This window comes from Klebsiella quasivariicola (assembly GCF_002269255.1).
Classification (GTDB): domain Bacteria; phylum Pseudomonadota; class Gammaproteobacteria; order Enterobacterales; family Enterobacteriaceae; genus Klebsiella; species Klebsiella quasivariicola.
Map to the genome: position 1 here is coordinate 4,941,715 of NZ_CP022823.1, position 18,406 is coordinate 4,960,120.

Annotated in this window: 20 protein-coding genes and 2 pseudogenes; 5 read left to right on the plus strand and 17 right to left on the minus strand. The window is 58.1% G+C overall.

Annotation, left to right across the window (positions count from 1 at the left end; translation table 11 throughout):
• Window positions 1-4: 4 nt before the first annotated feature.
• Both B8P98_RS24865 and B8P98_RS24870 read right to left on the minus strand, forming a co-directional pair.
• A complete protein-coding gene (locus B8P98_RS24865; RefSeq protein WP_095033522.1) occupies window positions 5-1,312 on the minus strand; it encodes a 6-phospho-beta-glucosidase in 1,308 nt (435 codons plus the stop codon).
• A 91-nt stretch (window positions 1,313-1,403) separates the two neighbouring features.
• Window positions 1,404-1,667, minus strand: coding sequence for a PTS sugar transporter subunit IIB (locus tag B8P98_RS24870; protein WP_015368564.1), 264 nt, complete (start codon window positions 1,665-1,667; stop codon window positions 1,404-1,406).
• A gap of 129 nt (window positions 1,668-1,796) precedes the next feature.
• Between B8P98_RS24870 and B8P98_RS31265 the strand changes: the two are divergent.
• The 4 genes and pseudogenes from B8P98_RS31265 to nrdG form a co-directional block, all read left to right on the plus strand.
• A pseudogene (locus B8P98_RS31265) lies at window positions 1,797-1,916 on the plus strand (hypothetical protein); the annotation flags it as partial.
• 56 nt (window positions 1,917-1,972) lie between these two features.
• Window positions 1,973-2,716 (plus strand): MurR/RpiR family transcriptional regulator, encoded by a 744-nt coding sequence (locus B8P98_RS24875; protein ID WP_095033523.1) that lies wholly within the window; start codon window positions 1,973-1,975, stop codon window positions 2,714-2,716.
• Window positions 2,717-3,073: 357 nt separating this feature from the next.
• Entirely contained in the window at window positions 3,074-5,212 is a 2,139-nt protein-coding gene (nrdD, locus tag B8P98_RS24880) for an anaerobic ribonucleoside-triphosphate reductase (RefSeq protein ID WP_095033524.1), read from the plus strand.
• A 249-nt stretch (window positions 5,213-5,461) separates the two neighbouring features.
• The gene (gene nrdG, locus B8P98_RS24885; RefSeq protein ID WP_095033525.1) at window positions 5,462-5,926 is read left to right on the plus strand and encodes an anaerobic ribonucleoside-triphosphate reductase-activating protein; all 465 of its coding nucleotides are present in this window, start codon (window positions 5,462-5,464) and stop codon (window positions 5,924-5,926) included.
• Between the two features lie 3 nt (window positions 5,927-5,929).
• On the opposite strand, the gene B8P98_RS24890 is transcribed toward nrdG, so the two are convergent.
• The 14 genes from B8P98_RS24890 to pmbA form a co-directional block, all read right to left on the minus strand.
• Entirely contained in the window at window positions 5,930-6,214 is a 285-nt protein-coding gene (locus B8P98_RS24890; RefSeq protein ID WP_047464552.1) for a type II toxin-antitoxin system RelE family toxin, read from the minus strand.
• Window positions 6,204-6,446, minus strand: coding sequence for a type II toxin-antitoxin system RelB/DinJ family antitoxin (locus B8P98_RS24895; RefSeq protein ID WP_002886901.1), 243 nt, complete (start codon window positions 6,444-6,446; stop codon window positions 6,204-6,206). Before B8P98_RS24895 ends, B8P98_RS24890 begins: the two co-directional genes overlap by 11 nt.
• A 77-nt stretch (window positions 6,447-6,523) precedes the next feature.
• On the minus strand, window positions 6,524-8,434 hold the full coding sequence (locus B8P98_RS24900) for a BglG family transcription antiterminator (protein WP_023342478.1): 1,911 nt from the start codon (window positions 8,432-8,434) through the stop codon (window positions 6,524-6,526).
• Window positions 8,435-8,456: 22 nt separating this feature from the next.
• A complete protein-coding gene (locus tag B8P98_RS24905; protein ID WP_095033526.1) occupies window positions 8,457-9,611 on the minus strand; it encodes a lactonase family protein in 1,155 nt (384 codons plus the stop codon).
• A gap of 156 nt (window positions 9,612-9,767) precedes the next feature.
• Window positions 9,768-10,508, minus strand: a complete 741-nt coding sequence (dagF, locus tag B8P98_RS24910; protein WP_025712303.1) for a 2-dehydro-3-deoxy-phosphogluconate aldolase — start codon at window positions 10,506-10,508, stop codon at window positions 9,768-9,770.
• The gene (locus B8P98_RS24915) at window positions 10,505-11,623 is read right to left on the minus strand and encodes a DgaE family pyridoxal phosphate-dependent ammonia lyase (protein WP_095033527.1); all 1,119 of its coding nucleotides are present in this window, start codon (window positions 11,621-11,623) and stop codon (window positions 10,505-10,507) included. Before B8P98_RS24915 ends, dagF begins: the two co-directional genes overlap by 4 nt.
• Entirely contained in the window at window positions 11,607-12,740 is a 1,134-nt protein-coding gene (locus B8P98_RS24920; protein ID WP_095033528.1) for an amidohydrolase/deacetylase family metallohydrolase, read from the minus strand. The genes B8P98_RS24915 and B8P98_RS24920 overlap by 17 nt, the downstream gene beginning before the upstream one ends.
• 113 nt (window positions 12,741-12,853) lie before the next feature.
• Window positions 12,854-13,498, minus strand: a complete 645-nt coding sequence (locus B8P98_RS24925; protein WP_004152267.1) for a DUF4310 family protein — start codon at window positions 13,496-13,498, stop codon at window positions 12,854-12,856.
• A 13-nt stretch (window positions 13,499-13,511) separates the two neighbouring features.
• Window positions 13,512-14,288: a DUF4311 domain-containing protein gene (locus B8P98_RS24930; protein ID WP_002886897.1), complete on the minus strand. Its 777-nt coding sequence runs from the start codon at window positions 14,286-14,288 to the stop codon at window positions 13,512-13,514.
• Between the two features lie 21 nt (window positions 14,289-14,309).
• Window positions 14,310-14,609, minus strand: coding sequence for a DUF4312 family protein (locus B8P98_RS24935; RefSeq protein WP_004206503.1), 300 nt, complete (start codon window positions 14,607-14,609; stop codon window positions 14,310-14,312).
• A 2-nt stretch (window positions 14,610-14,611) separates the two neighbouring features.
• A complete protein-coding gene (locus B8P98_RS24940) occupies window positions 14,612-14,974 on the minus strand; it encodes an SFCGS family glycine-rich protein (protein WP_004206501.1) in 363 nt (120 codons plus the stop codon).
• Window positions 14,975-14,984: 10 nt separating this feature from the next.
• A complete protein-coding gene (locus B8P98_RS24945) occupies window positions 14,985-15,323 on the minus strand; it encodes a glycine dehydrogenase (RefSeq protein WP_025712310.1) in 339 nt (112 codons plus the stop codon).
• A gap of 289 nt (window positions 15,324-15,612) precedes the next feature.
• A complete protein-coding gene (gene cybC / locus B8P98_RS24950; protein ID WP_095033529.1) occupies window positions 15,613-15,999 on the minus strand; it encodes a cytochrome b562 in 387 nt (128 codons plus the stop codon).
• A gap of 37 nt (window positions 16,000-16,036) precedes the next feature.
• Complete coding sequence (gene pmbA, locus B8P98_RS24955) at window positions 16,037-17,389, minus strand: metalloprotease PmbA (protein WP_042929315.1); 1,353 nt, start codon at window positions 17,387-17,389, stop codon at window positions 16,037-16,039.
• A 95-nt stretch (window positions 17,390-17,484) separates the two neighbouring features.
• On the opposite strand from pmbA, the gene yjgA reads away from it, so the two are divergent.
• Window positions 17,485-18,036 (plus strand): ribosome biogenesis factor YjgA, encoded by a 552-nt coding sequence (gene yjgA, locus B8P98_RS24960; RefSeq protein ID WP_004206498.1) that lies wholly within the window; start codon window positions 17,485-17,487, stop codon window positions 18,034-18,036.
• Between the two features lie 205 nt (window positions 18,037-18,241).
• Here the strand turns inward: yjgA and B8P98_RS32080 are convergent.
• A pseudogene (locus B8P98_RS32080) lies at window positions 18,242-18,355 on the minus strand (hypothetical protein).
• Between the last annotated feature and the right edge of the window lie 51 nt (window positions 18,356-18,406).

Genomic DNA, 18,406 nt, shown 5'->3' on the forward strand with positions numbered 1-18,406 from the left:
GCAGTCAGTTAAATTGCGTCAGCCATTGACGGTTGATCGTTAACACTTCATCCAGCAGCGCCTGGGCATCGGTGACGTTACCCACCAGCGGGTTGGTCACCAGCGCCAGCAGCGCGCTCTCGCGGCAGCCGTGTACCGCGGCTTCGATTGTCAGCCGTTCAAAAGCTTTCACCTGCTGGGTCAGGCCGTTCATCGCCGGCGGCAGCGGGCCGAACGCCAGCGGCCGCGCCCCTTGCGCATCGATAATGCTGTTGGTTTCCACCACCGCATCATCATCCAGGCCGTGGATTGCGCCATTGTTGCGGGTGTTTACCACCATCTCCGTGCCCAGGTTGTTGTGGATCGCGTTGATCAGTTCAACGGCCACCTCCGAGTAGTAGGCGCCGCCGCGAAAGCTCAGCTGCTCTGGTTTTTCTTCCAGCCCAGGATCGGCGTACAGCGCAAACAGCTCCTGCTCGACTTTCATCACCTGCTCGGCGCGGGTGCCTTTGGTTTTCGCTGCGGCAATCTCTTCCGCCAGCATCGCCGGCGTCAGCCAGAAATAACGATGATAAGGGCACGGAATCGCCTTCAGCGCGCGGAGGAATTCCGCCGGCCACGGCAGTTCCTTAATGTTGTTCATCGACAGCACCTTACCGTCGCAGAGCATATCGATCACTTTGCCGGTGACATCCTCGCGCCCCAGCAGCACCTTATGCACCCAGACCATATGGTTGAGCCCGGCAAAGCGCAGTTTCACTTCAGACTCCTGCGCGCCCAGCATGCCGACGATCATGTGCTGCATGTTGATCGGCACGTTGCACAGGCCGATGATCTTCGCCTTGCTGTAGCGGCTGACCGCCTCGGTGACGATCCCCGCCGGATTGGTAAAGTTGAGAATGAACGCTTCCGGCGCCAGTTGTTCCACTTTGCGCGCAACATCGAGGATCACCGGGATCGTCCGCAGCGCCTTGGCGAACCCGCCGACGCCGGTGGTCTCCTGGCCCAGCAGGTGATACTTGAGCCCCAGCCGCTCATCGGCGGCGCGCGCCGCCAGTTGCCCGACGCGTAGCTGCGTCAGCACAAAGCTGGCGCCGCGGATCGCCTCGTCGAGCGTAAAGTGGACGCTGACCGCCACCTGCTCCAGCCCTTTATGTTTCAACATCCGCCGGGTAAACGCGGCAATGATCTCCACCTTTTCCCGGCCGGATTCGACATCCACCAGCGCCAGTTCGGTGACTGGAAGCTGTTCATAACGAACGATAATCCCTTCAATAAGCTCCGGCGTATAGCTGCTGCCGCCGCCGATCACGGCGATTTTCAGTGCTTGCATAGTGACCTCTGTTCGCATTTTTCGGCATGCAGATCGCCGCGCGCGATCGCCAGGACCGCACGTGAGGGTGATAAAAAACGGGATTAGAAAATTAGCGTTCGAGAAGGGCCAGCGCTTTATCCAGCACCGCGGCGCCGCGCATCATGCCGTAGTCGGCCATATCGATCACCGCTACCGCTTTGCCCTGCGGCGCCGCCAGCGCGGTCAGGCGCCCGGCTTCGTATTTGACCTGCGGCCCGAGGAGGATGACGTCGGCGTTTGGCAATTCGCGTTCAAATTCCGCCACCGCGACCGCATAGATTTCCAGCGCCAGCGCGCGCTGCTGGGCTTCTGCTTTCATTTTATTCACCAGCATGCTGGTCGACATGCCTGCGGCACAACAGAGTACGATTCGTGGCATTGCGCTTCCCCTTTATGTGTTATCGCTTCAGCCCTCAGGGCCTGGACGACTATATTGTTAATATTGTGTGATAGTGAAGGCTATATGAAAATAATTTTCACCGATGTGATCGAGGCTCAATTTTTGCGCATTTTTACCGCCAGGGTGCTATCCGTCACCGCGCTGACCATAGGAAATAACGGGCATGAGTGCTATAAAGAGAGATAATCGATAAGTGAAAAATATTTTCAAAGCCGGATTCTGCCAAAGGGAACATGAGGATGGATATCGTAGGTCAGCTGCAGGAAGGAATGCGCCGCTTCAGCGCCCAGGAGTCGCGCGTCGCCACCTTTATTCTGCAAAATCTAAGCTTTACCGCCAGCGCCTCCATTGACGAGCTGGCCGCCAGCGCTGGCGTTAGTCCGGCGACCATCACCCGCTTCGCCCGCTCGGTAGGCTGCGATGATATTCGCGATTTACGTAAACAGCTGGCGCAGGCCAGCGAACGGCGCGCCAGCTGGCTTACGCCGGATAGCGCCGCCCTGCCCGTCGCCTGGCGCGACAAACTTAGCAGCCTCGGCGTTAGCCTAACCCGTCAGCTCGGCCATACTGCGGAAGCGGCGGTGGAAAAGTGTAAATCGCGCCTGCTGAGCGCCCGAGCGGTACACTGCTTCGCCCTTGGCGCGCAGGACGTGGCGCTGGCGGCCCTGCTCCAGCATCAGCTGCTGCCGTCCGGCATCGCGATTAATCTCTGCCAGGATGCGGCGCTGATGAGGCTGACCGCCAGTACCCTCAACGACGATCATCTGCTGCTGGTGCTGGCCACCGCCGAGGCCAACACCGTGTTGCAAAGCGCCACCCTGCAGGCGCGTACGCAGGGCGTGACCATTATTGCTCTGACACCGGAACAGCATGCGCTTGGCGATATGGCCAGCGCCATCCTTCCGTTGCCCGCTGACCCCCAGCTGGCCCGCTATGCCCTGCTACTGCTGGTCGATCTGCTTAACGATACATTGATTGCCTGAATGTTCTGCCCGTTCCATTATTGAATGGGCCCAATTTTTGCTTATATTTTAAACACCTAAATTTACATTTATCGCCAGCGCCCATCATCCGTACTCTCACCTTTTTACCTTGTTCTGGGTCAATAAAATCGCAAACATCTTTGATGCAAATCACTACATATAGAACTTAAAATGCGTCCCGGCCCTACATATTGTATTAATCGTCTATTATGTCACCATATCTTGTCGATGTCTGGCGGTGATGAGATGTGGATAAAATGGGCCGGATCTGAAGGCAAACAGCACGAACCGTAGCGTGCAGCGTCTTCGGGATAACTTCCGCCTCTGTGGATAACCTGTTCTATATATGGAGTGATCATGACACCGCATGTGATGAAACGTGATGGCTGTAAAGTGCCGTTCAAGTCAGAGCGCATTCAGGAAGCAATTCTGCGTGCAGCTAAAGCAGCGGGAGTCGATGACGCAGACTATTGCGCCACCGTCGCAGAAGTCGTTAGCCAACAAATGCAGAGCCGCGCGCAGGTCGACATCAACGAGATCCAGACCGCGGTGGAAAACCAGCTGATGTCCGGTCCCTATAAGCAGCTGGCGCGCGCCTACATTGAGTATCGCCATGACCGCGATAGCCAGCGCGAAAAGCGCGGCCGTCTCAATCAGGAGATCCGCGGCCTCGTCGAGCAGACTAACTCCGCGCTGCTCAACGAAAATGCCAACAAGGACAGTAAAGTCATTCCGACCCAGCGCGACCTGCTGGCCGGTATCGTCGCCAAACACTACGCCCGGCAGCACCTGCTGCCCCACGATGTGGTGATGGCCCATGAACGCGGCATGATCCACTATCATGACCTCGATTACTCGCCCTTCTTCCCGATGTTCAACTGCATGCTGATCGACCTGAAAGGCATGCTGACCCAGGGTTTTAAAATGGGCAACGCGGAGATCGAGCCGCCGAAGTCTATCTCGACTGCCACCGCGGTGACGGCGCAGATTATCGCCCAGGTCGCCAGCCATATTTACGGCGGCACCACCATCAACCGTATCGATGAAGTGCTGGCGCCGTTCGTCACCGAGAGCTTCAAAAAGCATCGTAAAATTGCCGAAGAGTGGCAGATCCCGGATGCCGAAGGCTATGCCCGTACGCGAACCGAAAAAGAGTGCTACGACGCGTTCCAGTCGCTGGAGTATGAGGTTAATACGCTGCATACCGCCAACGGTCAGACGCCGTTTGTCACCTTTGGTTTCGGTCTCGGCACCAGCTGGGAATCCCGGCTGATTCAGCAGTCGATTCTGCGCAACCGCATTGCTGGCCTCGGGAAAAACCGCAAAACCGCAGTGTTCCCGAAACTGGTCTTCGCGATCCGCGACGGCCTGAACCATAAGTTCGGCGACCCGAACTACGACATTAAACAGCTGGCGCTGGAGTGCGCCAGCAAGCGCATGTACCCGGATATCCTCAACTACGATCAGGTGGTGAAAGTGACCGGATCGTTTAAAACGCCGATGGGCTGCCGCAGCTTCCTCGGGGTATGGGAGAACGAGAACGGCGAGCAGGTACATGATGGGCGTAATAACCTCGGCGTTATCAGCCTGAACCTGCCGCGCATTGCGCTGGAAGCGAAAGGCGATGAAACCGCCTTCTGGGCGCTGCTGGATGAGCGTCTGCAGCTGGCGCGCAAGGCGCTGATGACCCGCATCGCCCGCCTGGAAGGGGTGAAAGCCCGTGTGGCGCCGATTCTGTATATGGAAGGTGCCTGCGGCGTGCGGCTGAAAGCCGACGACGACGTCTCCGAGATCTTCAAAAACGGCCGCGCGTCGATTTCGCTGGGCTATATCGGCATCCATGAGACCATCAATGCGCTGTACGGCAACCAGCATATGTACGACAGCGAGGCGCTGCGTGAGAAGGGCGTGGCCATCGTTCAGCGCCTGCGCGACGCCGTCGATTTGTGGAAGGAAGAGACAGGCTACGGCTTTAGTCTGTACAGCACACCGAGCGAAAACCTGTGCGACCGTTTCTGCCGCCTCGACACCGCCGAGTTTGGCGTGGTGGAGGGAGTGACTGACAAAGGTTACTACACCAACAGCTTCCACCTCGACGTGGAGAAGAAGGTCAATCCGTACGACAAGATCGATTTCGAAGCGCCGTACCCACCGCTGGCCAACGGCGGCTTCATTTGCTACGGCGAATATCCGAACATCCAGCACAATCTGAAAGCGCTGGAAGACGTGTGGGATTACAGCTATCAGCACGTGCCGTACTACGGGACCAATACGCCGATCGATGAATGCTACGAGTGCGGTTTTACCGGCGAGTTCGAGTGCACCAGCAAGGGCTTTACCTGCCCGAAATGCGGTAACCACGATGCCTCACGCGTATCGGTGACCCGCCGGGTGTGCGGTTATCTCGGCAGCCCGGACGCGCGCCCGTTCAACGCCGGCAAGCAGGAAGAGGTGAAGCGCCGCGTTAAGCACCTGGGCAATGGGCAAATCGGTTAAAGACCAATGCGCTTTTCCCGGATAGCGGCGCGCAGCGCCTTATCCGGGCTACTGTTTTGCACCGTCCGGTAGCCCGGGTAAGGCGGAACGCCGCGACCCGGGAAATGGCCGCATTCCTCCGTTTTCGCAAAGCAATTAGCGTCAGAGCAAGGCGGCAAACGAGGGAATCCCCGGGAGCGTACATTCAGTACGTGACTGGGGTGAGCGAGCGCAGCCAACGCGGCTATGGCGTTAATTGAGAAGCGAAAAATGAATTACCATCAGTACTACCCGGTAGATATCGTCAACGGCCCCGGCACCCGCTGCACCCTGTTTGTCTCCGGCTGCGTCCACGAGTGCCCTGGCTGCTACAACAAAAGCACCTGGCGGGTGAACTCCGGTATGCCGTTTACCACCGAGATGGCCGACCGCATCATTGCCGACCTCAACGATACGCGTATCAAGCGCCAGGGGCTTTCACTCTCCGGCGGCGATCCGCTGCATCCGCAAAACGTCGCGGAGATCCTCAATCTGGTGCAGCGCGTACGCGCCGAATGCCCCGGTAAAGATATCTGGGTCTGGACCGGCTATAAGATTGACGAACTGAACGCCGAGCAGATGGAAGTCGTGAACCTGATTAACGTGCTGGTCGACGGTAAGTTTGTGCAGGATTTAAAAGACCCGGCGCTTATCTGGCGCGGCAGCAGCAACCAGGTCGTACATCATTTGCGATAGCGTTTAGAGCCGTTTATTCGCCTGATGATAAACGGCCGCTTTCTCTCTTTTGCCAATGGCAATAACGTAAACCACCACCACACTATCTCGTACTTGATACACCAACCGATAACCTGACGCCTTAAGCTTGATTTTGTAGCAATCCGGTAAATCGCTCAGCCTGGCCGACTCCATTCGCGGATTCTGCACAATCTGCTGGAGCTTATTTTTGAACTGTTTTTTGACCGTCTCGCCAAGCTTCTGCCATTCGCGCCAGGCTCGTGGATCAAACTCCAGTTCATAGGTCATCCAGACTCACCTTAACCCCCGGCCGTGGGTTTTCCAGCCGCTCGCGAACGGTGCGTAACAACGCCGCTTCGCCATCGCTGATGGTCATACTTTTCACCGGCATGCGGCCATTTTCCGCAATGTATTGAAACAGCAGACGTACCGCCTCCGTTGGCGTCATATCGAGTTTCTCCAGCACGGCATAAGCCTCTTTTTTGAGTTTATCATCCAGTCGAACGTTGAGCGTGGCCATTATGCCTCCAGAAAGGGATATTTTGTAATGCATTATAGCATTACATTTGAATTACACTCGAATCTGGAAAACGCCTCTCAAAAACGGCTGACGCACTCCATCGCCACCGTTTTAAACTCATCGAAGCTGCGGGTCGCGGCGAGGCGGCTCATGGCGCGCTCGCGCAGGAACGTCACGAAAATATCGTAGATCGCCATCGCCTCTTCATACTCGCGCTTACTGATAGCGAGCAGGAAGATAATATGGGCGGTTTCGTCGCCCCAGGCGATGCCCTGAGGGGCGATAACCGTATACACCACCGTCTTTTTGGCCAGCAGTCCCAGGGAATGCGGCAGCGCAATGCCATCGCCGAGCATGGTACTGACGATCGCCTCACGCTCCACCACCGACGCATGAAACTCGGCGTCAACAAAACCCTCCTCCAGCAGCTGCTGACACAGCTCGGCGAACAGCGTTTGCTGATCTATCGGCTTATCGATCACCCGGAAGTGGGCGGCATCGAAGTACTTATTCAACATCCACGGACGGGTGCGATCCACCAGCACCAGCTTGCCTATCTGATCCAACTGGTAATCGGTGGGGAACGGCGCGATGGTCACCACCGGTTTGTCTTTTTCGCCGATCCGCACCGTTGAGATAACAAAATCCTCATCGATCGCTTCTCGCTGTTCGTACTCGCGCTGGGAAATAGTAGCGGCGATCTCCAGCTGCGGGTATTTACGCTGCAGGATCGCCTCGATCATCCGCACCATCGCATTACTGGTATCGCACACCAGCAGCACCTGCGGCTGGCGCTGGTAGCCGATGTTGTAGTGGCGCTCCAGCCCAACGCCGATATGCAGCACCAGGAAGCCGATTTCGTTTTCGCTAATGGTATAAGGCGTGTATTTCCCCCAGCTGGAGACCGCGGCGAGGGTCATGTCCCAGGCCATCGGGTAGTGCTGCTTGATGTTATCCAGCAGCGGATTGGGGATCATTATCTGATAGCGCACGCGGGTGATCATGGTCTTTATGTGGGTCAGCAGATCGGCGTGCAGCTGGGCGTCTTCCAGCAGGTTGTAGTTATACTGGCTGTTGATGTAACGCAGAATGTAATTTACCAGCGCTTCGTCATCGTCGGCGCTGATGGTTTCCGGATCGACATCCTGTACCTGGCGGGCGGCGAGATGCACGCACAGCCACTCTTCTTCGGCGGGCGAAAAGGGTTTTCCGGCCAGCCGCTGTAGTTCTCCCGCCAAATCGCGCGCGGCGTCGCGGACGTTTTGCGCCACATCTTCGGCGCTAAAATCGGCCAGCGGATAGCCTTCGCTAACGCGACGTACCACCACTGCGCCGTACAGGCAGATAAAACGCTCGCCGACATCGGTGAGGCGAATATGGTGCCGGGTGAGTGTCTCCTGCAGTACCGGCTCCAGCTGTGCAGGGACATCCACTTCCAGCGCCTCGGCGCTAATCAACGGATGAATACCGCCCTGCTGGTTCAGCTCCCACAGCAGATCGGTCAGGCAGGCGCGAATCGATACCTCGCTGCCGAACAGCTTCATGCCGTGGCGCGGGCGGGTTTCGAGGGTCAGCTGATAGCGCTGGAAGCGCTCACGCACTTCGACCATATCATTTTGCAGCGTGGCGCGGCTGACGAACCACTCATCGGCCAGATCTTCCAGCTTGAGCGAGAACGCCGACGTCAGGAACCGCACCAGCAGAAACGTGATGCGATCCTGGGCGGTACGCGGCACGTGCTGCGCCTTCGGCGCACTCTCCTCCAGCGCCTGGAAGCTCGCCGGGTTGTCTATCTTCAGCTGATAACCACTGCCGCGGTTGAGGATAAACTGCGCGCCATACTGCGCCAGTAGCGCGTTCAGCGCGGTAATATCGGCGCGCACGGTACGGGTAGAAACCGACAGGCGCTGCGCCAGCTCATCCTGCGGCAGCGTTTCATTTCGCAGCAGGGTGAAGAGTTGTGCCAGGCGCTGGTTGGGAAATCGCATGTCGGTTCCTTGTGGTTACGGCTCAGGGTTGGGCGGATATCACCATCTGCGACGGGCTACCGACCGGCGTGTAGTCTGAGGCAAAGGTTAATTTGCCATCCTTCGGCGCCACGCTGAAGCGGGTAATATTATCGCTACGCTGGTTCATGACGTACAGCCACTGCCCCTGATTATCCAGCGTCAGGGTGCGGGGGTAATCGCCACGCGTCCAGATATCTTCCTGATGGCTCAGGCTGCCGTCAGCCTGCACCGTAAAGTGGGCGATGCTGTTATGCAGACGGTTGGCGACGTACAGCTGTTTGCCATCGTTGCTCAGCGCCAGACCGGCGGCAAAGCTGGTGCCCTTATACTCTTTCGGCAGCGCGGAGACGGTTTTGCCTTCGCGCAACAGGCCGCTTTGTTTATCCAGATGATAGAAAGTCAGCGTCGACGCTTCTTCATTAATTAACCACAGGCCGTCGCCCTTTGGCGTAAAGACGAAGTGGCGCGGACCGGCTCCCGGCGACGAAGCGGCGATAAACGGCGGATCGTTCGGCGTCAGCTTGCCGCTGGCGCTATCCAGCCGGCACTGGTAGATCCGATCCAGCCCCAGATCGGTGGAGTAAACATATTTCCCGCTGGGATCGGCGGCGATCATATGGGCGTGCGGGCCATTGTGATCGCTAATGGCAAAGCTGCCCTCAACGGCCGCCGCCGGGCGTTCGGCGCCGGCCGGACCTTCATCCTGATGCACATCCACCGCCTCGCCCAGGCTACCATCTTCTTTCAGCGGAAGCACGGCGATACTGCCGCTGACATAGTTGGCCACCAGCAGCTGTTTGCCGTTTGGCGTCAGCGAAAGGTAGACCGGTCCGGCGCCGCCGGAGGCAACCTGGTTGAGCGCGGTCAGCTCGCCATTTTTCTCAATGTGCCATGCCTGCACCACGCCTTTCTCCACCTCGCTGGCGGCATACAGCGTTTTGCCATCGCGCGAGACGGTGAGCTGCGCGACGTTCGGCAACGCGCTCACCAGCGCCCTGTCATGCAGCGCGCCAGTTTTACCATCGACGGTAAAGCGGTACAGACCTTCGCCATTGGGATTGTAGGTACCTACCCAGGCGTAGTGGGTTTGCGCGGCGCTCGCGGCGACGGCAAACAGGGACAGTGAAGCGACAAGCAGATGACGAGCGACAGGCATAGCAACTCCTTGATGGTTCGGTGGGATAAGTTTCCCCTCACCCCGGCCCTCTCCCAAAGGGAGAGGGAGAAGACCGGACGGTTCCCTCGCCCTGAGGGAGAAAACCAGACGGTCCCCTCTCCCCTTGGGAGAGGGTTAGGGTGAGGGACAATGGCACTACTTCACTAACTGTTTGGTCATCTCCAGCAGCTGGCGAACATCGGCCGGGCGGGTGTTGCCGCTGGCTTTATCGATAATCGAGCTGTAGATATGCGGAATGATTTTGCTCACGCCGGCATCCAGCGCGATTTTCAGGATCTCGCTGTAATTTTCCAGATCGATACCGCCGGTCGGCTCCAGCCAGAAATCATGCTCAGCGCAGGCTTTGGCGACGGCTTCGAACTCGGCGCGGTGCTTCAGGCCGCCCATCGGGAAGTATTTGATCGAGCTGCCGCCCATATCTTTTAACAGCGCGATGGCGGTTTCCAGCGGCACAATGCCATCCGCTGCGCCACTGCTCAGCGGCCCGGTGGAGATCTTCACCATTCCCGGCGTACCGGTCGGCGAGACCAGACCATTTACCACCGTCTCGTTCTGCCCGAGCAGCGCGCGGCTGGTGGCCACGCCGGTGAAGACCTGGTTGACGTGCTGCGGCTGCACCTGGCGAGAAATCTCGCTCACCATCGCCGACTGGTTTGGATCGCCTGCGCCCAGCCCGACGGAGAGCGCGTTATCGATCAGCTTCGCGTAGTCACGCATATCGGCCACCGCGCTGGCGACGTCCGGATAGTTTTTGGAGAGCACGCCGACCAGGACGTGACCTTCCGCCGCGTCGTAAATTTCACGGGCGTTATCTTTGCTGCCCGCCAGGACATTCAGGCACACGCGGTCACGGTAAAAGTTTGGGGTCAGTTTCATGCTTGTTTCTCCTTATTCAGCACTTCCGCGATGCGGCGGGCGACCACCGCCAGCTGCTGCGCGTTCACGCTGCGGACATCGGCTTCAATAATGCCTTCATTCGCTTTATAGCCGCGGAAGTAGATGGCGTATTCGCCCTGCTTTAGCGCGTTAACCAGATCGCCGGTCTTCACGCCGGTGGTCGCTTCATCAAATTTAATTTCGGCGCGGGCGATATCGCGGCCCGCGCTATCCCACACCACCCGGGCAGTGACGCCGTTGAGGGTGTTGAGCTGTTCGATAAACGGCGTCATTTTGGCCACCATCTGCTCGCCGCTCTCTTTGGTCGCCGTCAGGTAGTGTTCAATGGCGCAGGTCAGGCCGAGGATGCCCTCTTTACCCACTTTCATCGCCCGGCCAATCCCCATCGACTGGCGCTTAACCCACTCAACGTACTGCGTTTTGCCGATGACCAGCCCGCTGGTCGGCCCTTCAATCGCTTTCGCGCCGCTGTAGATCACCAGGTCGGCGCCCATGCGGTAGTAGCACTGCAGATCTTCTTCCGCCGCCGCATCGACAATCAGCGGCAAGCCATGCTGGCGCGCCACTTCCGCAGCCTGCGCGACGTTGAGCATGCTTTTCTGTACGCAGTGGTGGGATTTGATGTACAGGATCGCCGCGGTGCGCGGGGTGATTGCCGCCGCCAGCTGTTGGGCGGAACATTCGTTGGCGTAGCCCGCTTCCACCAACTTACCGCCGCCCAGCGCCACCATGGTGCCAACCGGCGCGCCGAAGTTGACGTTGTGGCCCTTCGGCAACACGATTTCGTTATTCTCAATCGGCGTAACGTGCAGGTTCTCCAGCAGCCAGTCGCTGTCTTTCACCAGCACCGCCGCCACCGACTGGGCAATCCCCGCCGACGCGCAGGAGACAACGGTCGCCCCTTCCACATCCAGCAACCTGGCGATGTACTCGCCGGTTTTATTCACCAGGTCTTTCATTTCAAAGTACTGGTTCATACCGGCCATCGCGGCTTCCACCACTTCCGGGCGCGGCGTGGAAACGCCCAGCGCCGTCATGCGGCCCGAAGTATTAATCACCTGTTTTAAATGGTATTTCTCAAAAATCGAAGGCATGTTCCGCGCTCCCTTGTTCGGTCAGATAGCCTTTGCCCGCGCGGATCGCGGCCAGCGGCACCAGAATGTTGTCAGCCTGGAGGCTCTCTTTTTCGGCATCCACCAGCAGCGTGGGCCGGTGCTCCAGGCGAAATAGCGTTAAATCGGCGTCGAAGCCCACTTCCAGCCGCCCTTTACGCGACAGGCGCAGCCCCTCGGCGGCGCTGACGGTCACGCAGGCAATGACCTGCGGCAGGGTCATGCCGATGGCGAGGAATTTCGACATCACCAGCGCCAGCGAGCGCACCGGGCCATCGATACGGTTACGGCAGTAAATATCGGAGCTGATGGTGTGCGGCAGAATGCCCAGCGCAATCGCCCGCCGCGCCACCTCAAAGCTGAAGCTGGCGGTGCCGTGCCCAACGTCGAGGCGCACGCCGCGCTGCAGAGCGCGAGTAATCGAGCTACGCAGTTCGCCGGCGGGATTCAGAATGCGGTTCGGCTTGCCGTTATAGCAGTGGGTAATGATGTCGCCGCGGCCCAGCAGATCGGCGATTTCATCGAGGTTCGGCGGGTTATTGCCGATGTGCACCATCAGCGGCAGATCGCCGTTTTCCTGCTGAATGGCCTTGGCGCGCGCCAGCGGCGTAATGCCGTTTTCGCCGACGACGCTGCTGCTCATCCGCGCCTTCAGGCCGACGATAAAATCAGGATGACGCTGCACCGCCTGCTTCACCGCAGCGGCGTCGATATTGGCCATATTCGCCAGTTCATTCTGCGCAATCAGCCCGACGCGGGAGATATTGAGCAACGCATAAACTTCCGTCGCCGCGTTACGGGTCAGTTGATAGAAGTCATCGACGTCGTCGGCGCCGGTGCTGCCGGCATCAATCACGGTGGTGACGCCGGTGGCGATGCCGACGCTGTCCGGCTCATCGTGATAAATCGGCGAATTCGGGTAGCAGTGAACGTGGGAGTCAATCCAGCCGGCGCTGACGTAGCTGTTGCCGTGCAGATCGAGGGTGTTGCGGGAGGGCGCGCTAATCTCGCCCAGCGCCGCGATTTTCCCGTCCTGGATGGCGATATCAGTCAGGGTATCGTCGACGAGGCGCGCACGGCGCAGGAGTAAATCAAACATAGCTATCTCCTGATGAAAAGGGTGAATCTGGTGCCGGATGGCGGCGTACCGCCTTATCCGGCCTACCAATCGCGCTGACGTGTAGGCCCGATAAGCGCAGCGCCATCGGGCGATTAGCTAATCGCCACCGGGAAGATGGAGCCGAGGATCATCGCGCCGAGGATGGCGCCGCCGGTGATCGGTTTCTGCCAGATGTAGAACAGCAGTGCGCCAACCAGCGAGCCAATCCCGATAGGAATCGAGGCGGTCATCGCGCTGAGGATAATCAAGGGACCGAGGAAGCGGCCGGAGGCATTACCGGCCCCCATCATCACGTCGGCGCCGTAAGTGGAATCGCTCTGGTTAATGGTGAACTTACGCGCCAGAATGATGATGTAACCCACTGCCAGACCAAGGACCAGGCCGGTGACCAGCGAGGCGGCGAAGTTCGCCACCGGGAAGACAAAGCCCGCGCCGAGCAGCAGCGCCGGTACGCCAAGACCGATACCGGTCTGTATCGCTCCGCCGATATCGAGGATCCCCACCAGCGACCCTTCGATGATGCGGGCGAACAGGAAGCTGGCGCCAAACGCCGCCACCGCGCCGTAAACGCCGGTATCAATCCCCGACTTCAGCATGGCCACGAAGGCCACTTCGTTAAAGGCGCCGATGCCGTACAGGTAGTACATGTGCGTCCCGGCGAAGACGCCGGAGGAGAGCAGGCCAACAAAGATCGGGAACGACCAGTCGGCATACCAAAAACCTTTATTCTGTTCCATTATCAGGCTCCCGTTACTTGCCGCTGAGTGAGTTGTGGATCATGTCCAGCCAGTTCGGCACGGTCAGATGGAAGGATTCGATCATCTTCATGTCGAAGCCGCGGAAGAAGCCGCTGAGGACAAACAGCGCGACGATGGCCACCATCATCACTTTAGTCACCCGGTTCCAGCCGCTCTCTTCGACGCCTTTACCGATCAGGATCCCCAGCACCAGACCCGGTACGGCGTTACCCATAATCAACTGCGCGGCGCCGCCGAAAATCGTCGCCCAGAAGCCTGATTTCTTACCGGCATCGATAGCCGCCAGCCAGAAGATCACCGGCATCACGGTGTTCACCAGCAGGTTTGCCGCCGGCACCAGGACCTTAACCGCGGTCACCTGCAGCGCTTCCGGTACGGACGAGGCGGTGAGGTTGAGGAAGGCGACGACGATCATGCCGATGATGCCGCAGGAGATGGCCATTTTTTTCGGATCGTGCAGCGTTTCGCCGACGTTACGATTTTTCAGCATCAGCGCCGCCGCGCCCCAGTTGGGGATAATGCGGTGGTCAACATCCTGGGTGAAGGAGCCTGCTGCCACGGAAGAGGCCCAGGCGTTAAAGAAGAAACCGAGGCCAAAGGAGAAGTGGGAAGCCGGATCGCCTTCGCAGGAATTCAGCTCGCCCAGGGTTCGAAACGCCCCCATCCCCTGGGTGGTAGGGGCGTGAAACATGCGTGCCGCTCCGGCGCCCACGCCGACGCCGACCAGGCCGCCGATGATGAGCGATTTTATTAAAATTATCAGGAACATAGTCAGACCCTTTGCTAACAATCAGGTTTGCGTGACGAAATCCACTTTATCGAGATCGATGGCGGTCACGTTGACGGTGACGTCCAGCTCCACGCTGTAGGTCCGTCGTTCACGGCGCAAAAAGAAGAACAGGAAGGCCTCTTTTCGTACCGCTTCGCGCGCATGAACAACCGTCACGTCCTGTGGCTCAATACGCAGCAGAATGTGCGATGAGGTTTTCATCACCGCAGCCTGCACATGGTTCAGGGCATCGGCGAAGGCCCGTGATTTGCTTTCGCCTTTGCCGGCAACCCTCACCGTGGTGGTGAATTGCTCTTTCATACTTATGCGCCGTATTTCTTTTTCCAGGCTTCTACCAGGCGTTCGCCCAGCTCTTCTTTATCCATAAAGCCGAAGCCCAGCACGTTGCAGCCTTCGTTGATGGCGGTGACGCCCTCTTCCACGGAACGCATGCCGTATTTTGCTTTGTAGCCGTACTTGGTCTGCGCGGTGATGGCGCCGGCGCCGCCGCTGCCGCAGAAGGAGATGCCGAAGGTGGCGTTTTCTGCTTTCATCATGTCGCCAAGCTTCATGTCAGCCGCCACGCCCGGGACGACCACAGCACGTGCGCCCGCTTTTTCTGCCCCTGCCGCGACTTTTTGTCCTTTGCCCAGACGGTCGCCAATGACTACGGTGATTTGTTCCATGTTTTGCTCCTTACAGGTTATCTTTTGCGACTTCGAAGTGGACGGAGAGCAGCCAGGCCTCTTCATCAGGCAGGTTGCCGAACTGTGCGACCACTTCGCGGGCCAACATCATTGAATCTTCTGAAATCTCTTCGAACAGGCTGGCATCCACCTCCGGTAGCGGTTCACCGCTGATTGACCGGTGGGCCATGGCCCGCACGTGGGAAGTCAGCATTTGCTCCTGAACGTCGTTAGGGACAATGCCGTGACGGCTTAACAGGGCGAAAACCTGCTGCAGCATCTTGTCGGCCAGGCGTTCGGTCTGCGCCGCCTGCTCCCCTTCGTCGTGTATTACCGCTCCGTTATTCACTTCTGATACCCCGCTGATGTCTCTGGGAATCAAAGTAGCGCCGGGGGGAGGGAGTTTGTAGCGAGTTGTTTTCCACTTCGAAGTGGAAAGGGAGACGGCAGGCGTGATCGAGTCCACATATTCACAGGGAAAATGCAAAAATGACGACTATGGCGTGAGATGTATCACAACAATGGGCGTGAATGAGCAGGCCGCCGCAGCGCAAAGACCGGAAAAAGAGAGCGGGAAACTGTGATGTCGGTAGACTTTCAGGCGGGAGGCATCGGCTGATACCTCCCAAAAACTGCCGTTAGCGATACTTCTTGTGGTAGGTGTTGCGGGTGGTTTTAAACTCTTCCGCGGCGGCCTGCGCCTCTTTCACCTTGCCTTCATTCGCCAGCTTCAGCGCGCCGTCAATTTGACCAATCAGGATATCCAGACCGTGACGGTAATCTTTCATTTCGTCGCTGTCGGCGGCTTTGCCTTCCAGCTTCGGCGGCGTCTCTTTCTGGGCATCAACCGCGGCGGTACGCATCTTATTCAGCGCCGCTTTCAGCTCGCCGGCGTCGGAGGTTTTTTGTACCACTTGCAGGTTTTCTGCCAGAGTGTCCATGTCTTCGCCCAGATCGGCGAAGGCCGATGCTGAACCGAGCGCAAAAGCAGAGACAGCCAGCATCGCTAACAGTTTTTTACGCATTGCTCACTTCCTTTTTTATTATTTAAGCAAACAGGTGTTATTGCCCGGCGATTTTCATCTCCGGCAGCAGCACAGAACCACACTGAATGTTGCTGCGCGTTTCGATATCGTCGCCGATGGTCACGATATTACGCCACATTTCTTTCAGATTTCCTGCAATGGTAATCTCACTGACAGGATATTGAATTTCGCCGTTTTCTACCCAGAAGCCGGATGCGCCGCGTGAGTAGTCGCCGGTGACGCCACTGACACCCTGCCCCATCAGTTCGGTAACCACAAGACCGGTGCCCATCTCTTTAAGCATCTTTGCAAAACTCAGGCCGCGGCCGTTGATGCGCCAGTTGTGGATGCCCCCGGCGTGACCGGTGCTTTTCATTCCCAGCTTACGCGCGGAGTAGTTGGTCAGCAGCCACTGGGTCAGCACCCCGTCTTTGACGATATCGCGACGTTCGGTGCGCACGCCTTCGCTGTCGAACGGCGTAGACGCCAGCCCCTTCAGCAGATGCGGATGCTCTTCGATGGTCAGCCACTCCGGCAAAATTTGTTTGCCCAGCGAGTCGAGCAGGAACGTGGATTTGCGGTATACCGAACCACCGGCAATCGCCCCGACCAGGTGGCCAAACAGCCCGGTCGCCACTTCGTTGGCGAAAATGACCGGTGCCTTCATGGTCGACAGCTTACGCGGCGCCAGACGCGACAGGGTGCGGCGGGCGCACTCTTCCCCGACCCATTCCGGGGACTGCAGATCCTCGATCGCCCGGCCAATGGTGTAGGCGTAGTCGCGCTCCATGTCGCCGTCATCTTCCGCAATGACGCAGCTGGAGAGCGAATGGCGGGTCGAGCAATAGCTTTGCAGCATGCCGTGACTGTTGCCGAACACTTTGATGCCGTAGTGGCTGTTAAAGCTGCCGCCTTCGGTGTTGGTGATGCGTTTATCCGCCTTCAGGGCCGCTTGCTCCGCGCGGGCGGCCAGTTCAATGGCCTCGTCCGGGGAGACTTCCGCCGGGTGGAACAGGTCCAGATCCGGGGCGTCAAAGGCCAGCAGCTCTTTATCGGCCACACCGGCAAACGGGTCCGGCGAGGTGTAGCGCGCAATATCCAGCGCCGCCTGTACGGTGCGGGCGATGGCGTCCGGGCTGAGATCGGTGGAGGAGGCGCTGCCCTTGCGGTTCTGATGGTAAACCGTGATGCCTAACGCCCCATCGCTATTGAATTCTACATTCTCCACTTCGCCATAGCGGGTGCTGACGCCGATGCCCGTCGTTTTGCTGACGGAGACTTCCGCGCCATCGGATTTACCTGCCGCCAGTTCCAGCGCCGTGGTCACGGCCTCTTCCAGCGTCTTACGTTGCTGGGCAACTTGAGAGATCACTTTCATTGCTAATGCCATAATGTAAGAAGGAGTTAACTGAAGTCTAACAGAGAACCGTTTTTCAGTGCGCGCCTTAACTGGTAACATTAGCCTCTTTTTTTAAGGAGCCTGAGATGACAAAGCAGCCCGAAGACTGGCTCGACGACGTTCCCGGTGATGATATCGAGGATGAAGACGATGAAATTATCTGGGTCAGTAAGAGTGAAATTAAGCGCGACGCGGAAGAACTGAAGCGTCTTGGCGCGGAACTCGTTGACCTGGGAAAAAACGCGCTGGATAAAATTCCGCTGGATACCGACCTGCGCGACGCCATCGAACTCGCCCAGCGAATCAAAAAAGAGGGTCGCCGCCGCCAGCTGCAGCTTATCGGTAAGATGCTGCGCAACCGCGATGTCGATCCGATTCGTCAGGCGCTGGATAAGCTGAAAAACCGCCACAACCAGCAGGTTGCGCTGTTCCACAAGCTGGAGCAGATCCGCGATCGCCTGATTGATGACGGGGATGACGCCGTTGCTGAAGTGCTGAACCTGTGGCCAGATGCTGACCGTCAGCAGCTACGTTCGCTGATCCGCAATGCGAAGAAAGAGAAAGAAGGCAACAAGCCGCCGAAATCCGCGCGCCTGATCTTCCAGTACCTGCGCGAACTGGCGGAAAACGAGGGCTAATTCTCGCCGTTTTTGCCCGCAATAGTCTCCCGGATGGCGGCGCGCAGCGCCTTATCCGGGCTACAGATCCCTATATATCAAACGGTTACTCTGTTTCGTAGGCCCGCGCAAGCGCAGCGCCGCCGGGCAATCTGTACCAGACTCCGTTCCCGTCGTTGTGCCGGATGGCGGCTAACGCCTTATCCGGCCTACCTTCACCCCAGTTCTAAGGCTTGCGCCAGCAGGGATGTACCCTTCGCATAGCCTGGATCCCACATCCACACGACGATACGTTTGTTTTTGCCTTGCTGCCTAGCTGAATCGTTAAAGCTAAAAACAATGTAGATCACATTTTATAGTGATAATTAGGCAATATTTATCACAGTAATAC

Coding starts and splice junctions, on each gene's coding strand:
- B8P98_RS24865 (WP_095033522.1), bottom strand. CDS start 1,312: ATGCAAGCACTGAAAATCGCCGTGATCGGCGGCGGCAGCAGCTATACG.
- B8P98_RS24870 (WP_015368564.1), bottom strand. CDS start 1,667: ATGCTGGTGAATAAAATGAAAGCAGAAGCCCAGCAGCGCGCGCTGGCG.
- B8P98_RS24875 (WP_095033523.1), top strand. CDS start 1,973: ATGGATATCGTAGGTCAGCTGCAGGAAGGAATGCGCCGCTTCAGCGCC.
- nrdD (WP_095033524.1), top strand. CDS start 3,074: ATGACACCGCATGTGATGAAACGTGATGGCTGTAAAGTGCCGTTCAAG.
- nrdG (WP_095033525.1), top strand. CDS start 5,462: ATGAATTACCATCAGTACTACCCGGTAGATATCGTCAACGGCCCCGGC.
- B8P98_RS24890 (WP_047464552.1), bottom strand. CDS start 6,214: ATGACCTATGAACTGGAGTTTGATCCACGAGCCTGGCGCGAATGGCAG.
- B8P98_RS24895 (WP_002886901.1), bottom strand. CDS start 6,446: ATGGCCACGCTCAACGTTCGACTGGATGATAAACTCAAAAAAGAGGCT.
- B8P98_RS24900 (WP_023342478.1), bottom strand. CDS start 8,434: ATGCGATTTCCCAACCAGCGCCTGGCACAACTCTTCACCCTGCTGCGA.
- B8P98_RS24905 (WP_095033526.1), bottom strand. CDS start 9,611: ATGCCTGTCGCTCGTCATCTGCTTGTCGCTTCACTGTCCCTGTTTGCC.
- dagF (WP_025712303.1), bottom strand. CDS start 10,508: ATGAAACTGACCCCAAACTTTTACCGTGACCGCGTGTGCCTGAATGTC.
- B8P98_RS24915 (WP_095033527.1), bottom strand. CDS start 11,623: ATGCCTTCGATTTTTGAGAAATACCATTTAAAACAGGTGATTAATACT.
- B8P98_RS24920 (WP_095033528.1), bottom strand. CDS start 12,740: ATGTTTGATTTACTCCTGCGCCGTGCGCGCCTCGTCGACGATACCCTG.
- B8P98_RS24925 (WP_004152267.1), bottom strand. CDS start 13,498: ATGGAACAGAATAAAGGTTTTTGGTATGCCGACTGGTCGTTCCCGATC.
- B8P98_RS24930 (WP_002886897.1), bottom strand. CDS start 14,288: ATGTTCCTGATAATTTTAATAAAATCGCTCATCATCGGCGGCCTGGTC.
- B8P98_RS24935 (WP_004206503.1), bottom strand. CDS start 14,609: ATGAAAGAGCAATTCACCACCACGGTGAGGGTTGCCGGCAAAGGCGAA.
- B8P98_RS24940 (WP_004206501.1), bottom strand. CDS start 14,974: ATGGAACAAATCACCGTAGTCATTGGCGACCGTCTGGGCAAAGGACAA.
- cybC (WP_095033529.1), bottom strand. CDS start 15,999: ATGCGTAAAAAACTGTTAGCGATGCTGGCTGTCTCTGCTTTTGCGCTC.
- pmbA (WP_042929315.1), bottom strand. CDS start 17,389: ATGGCATTAGCAATGAAAGTGATCTCTCAAGTTGCCCAGCAACGTAAG.
- yjgA (WP_004206498.1), top strand. CDS start 17,485: ATGACAAAGCAGCCCGAAGACTGGCTCGACGACGTTCCCGGTGATGAT.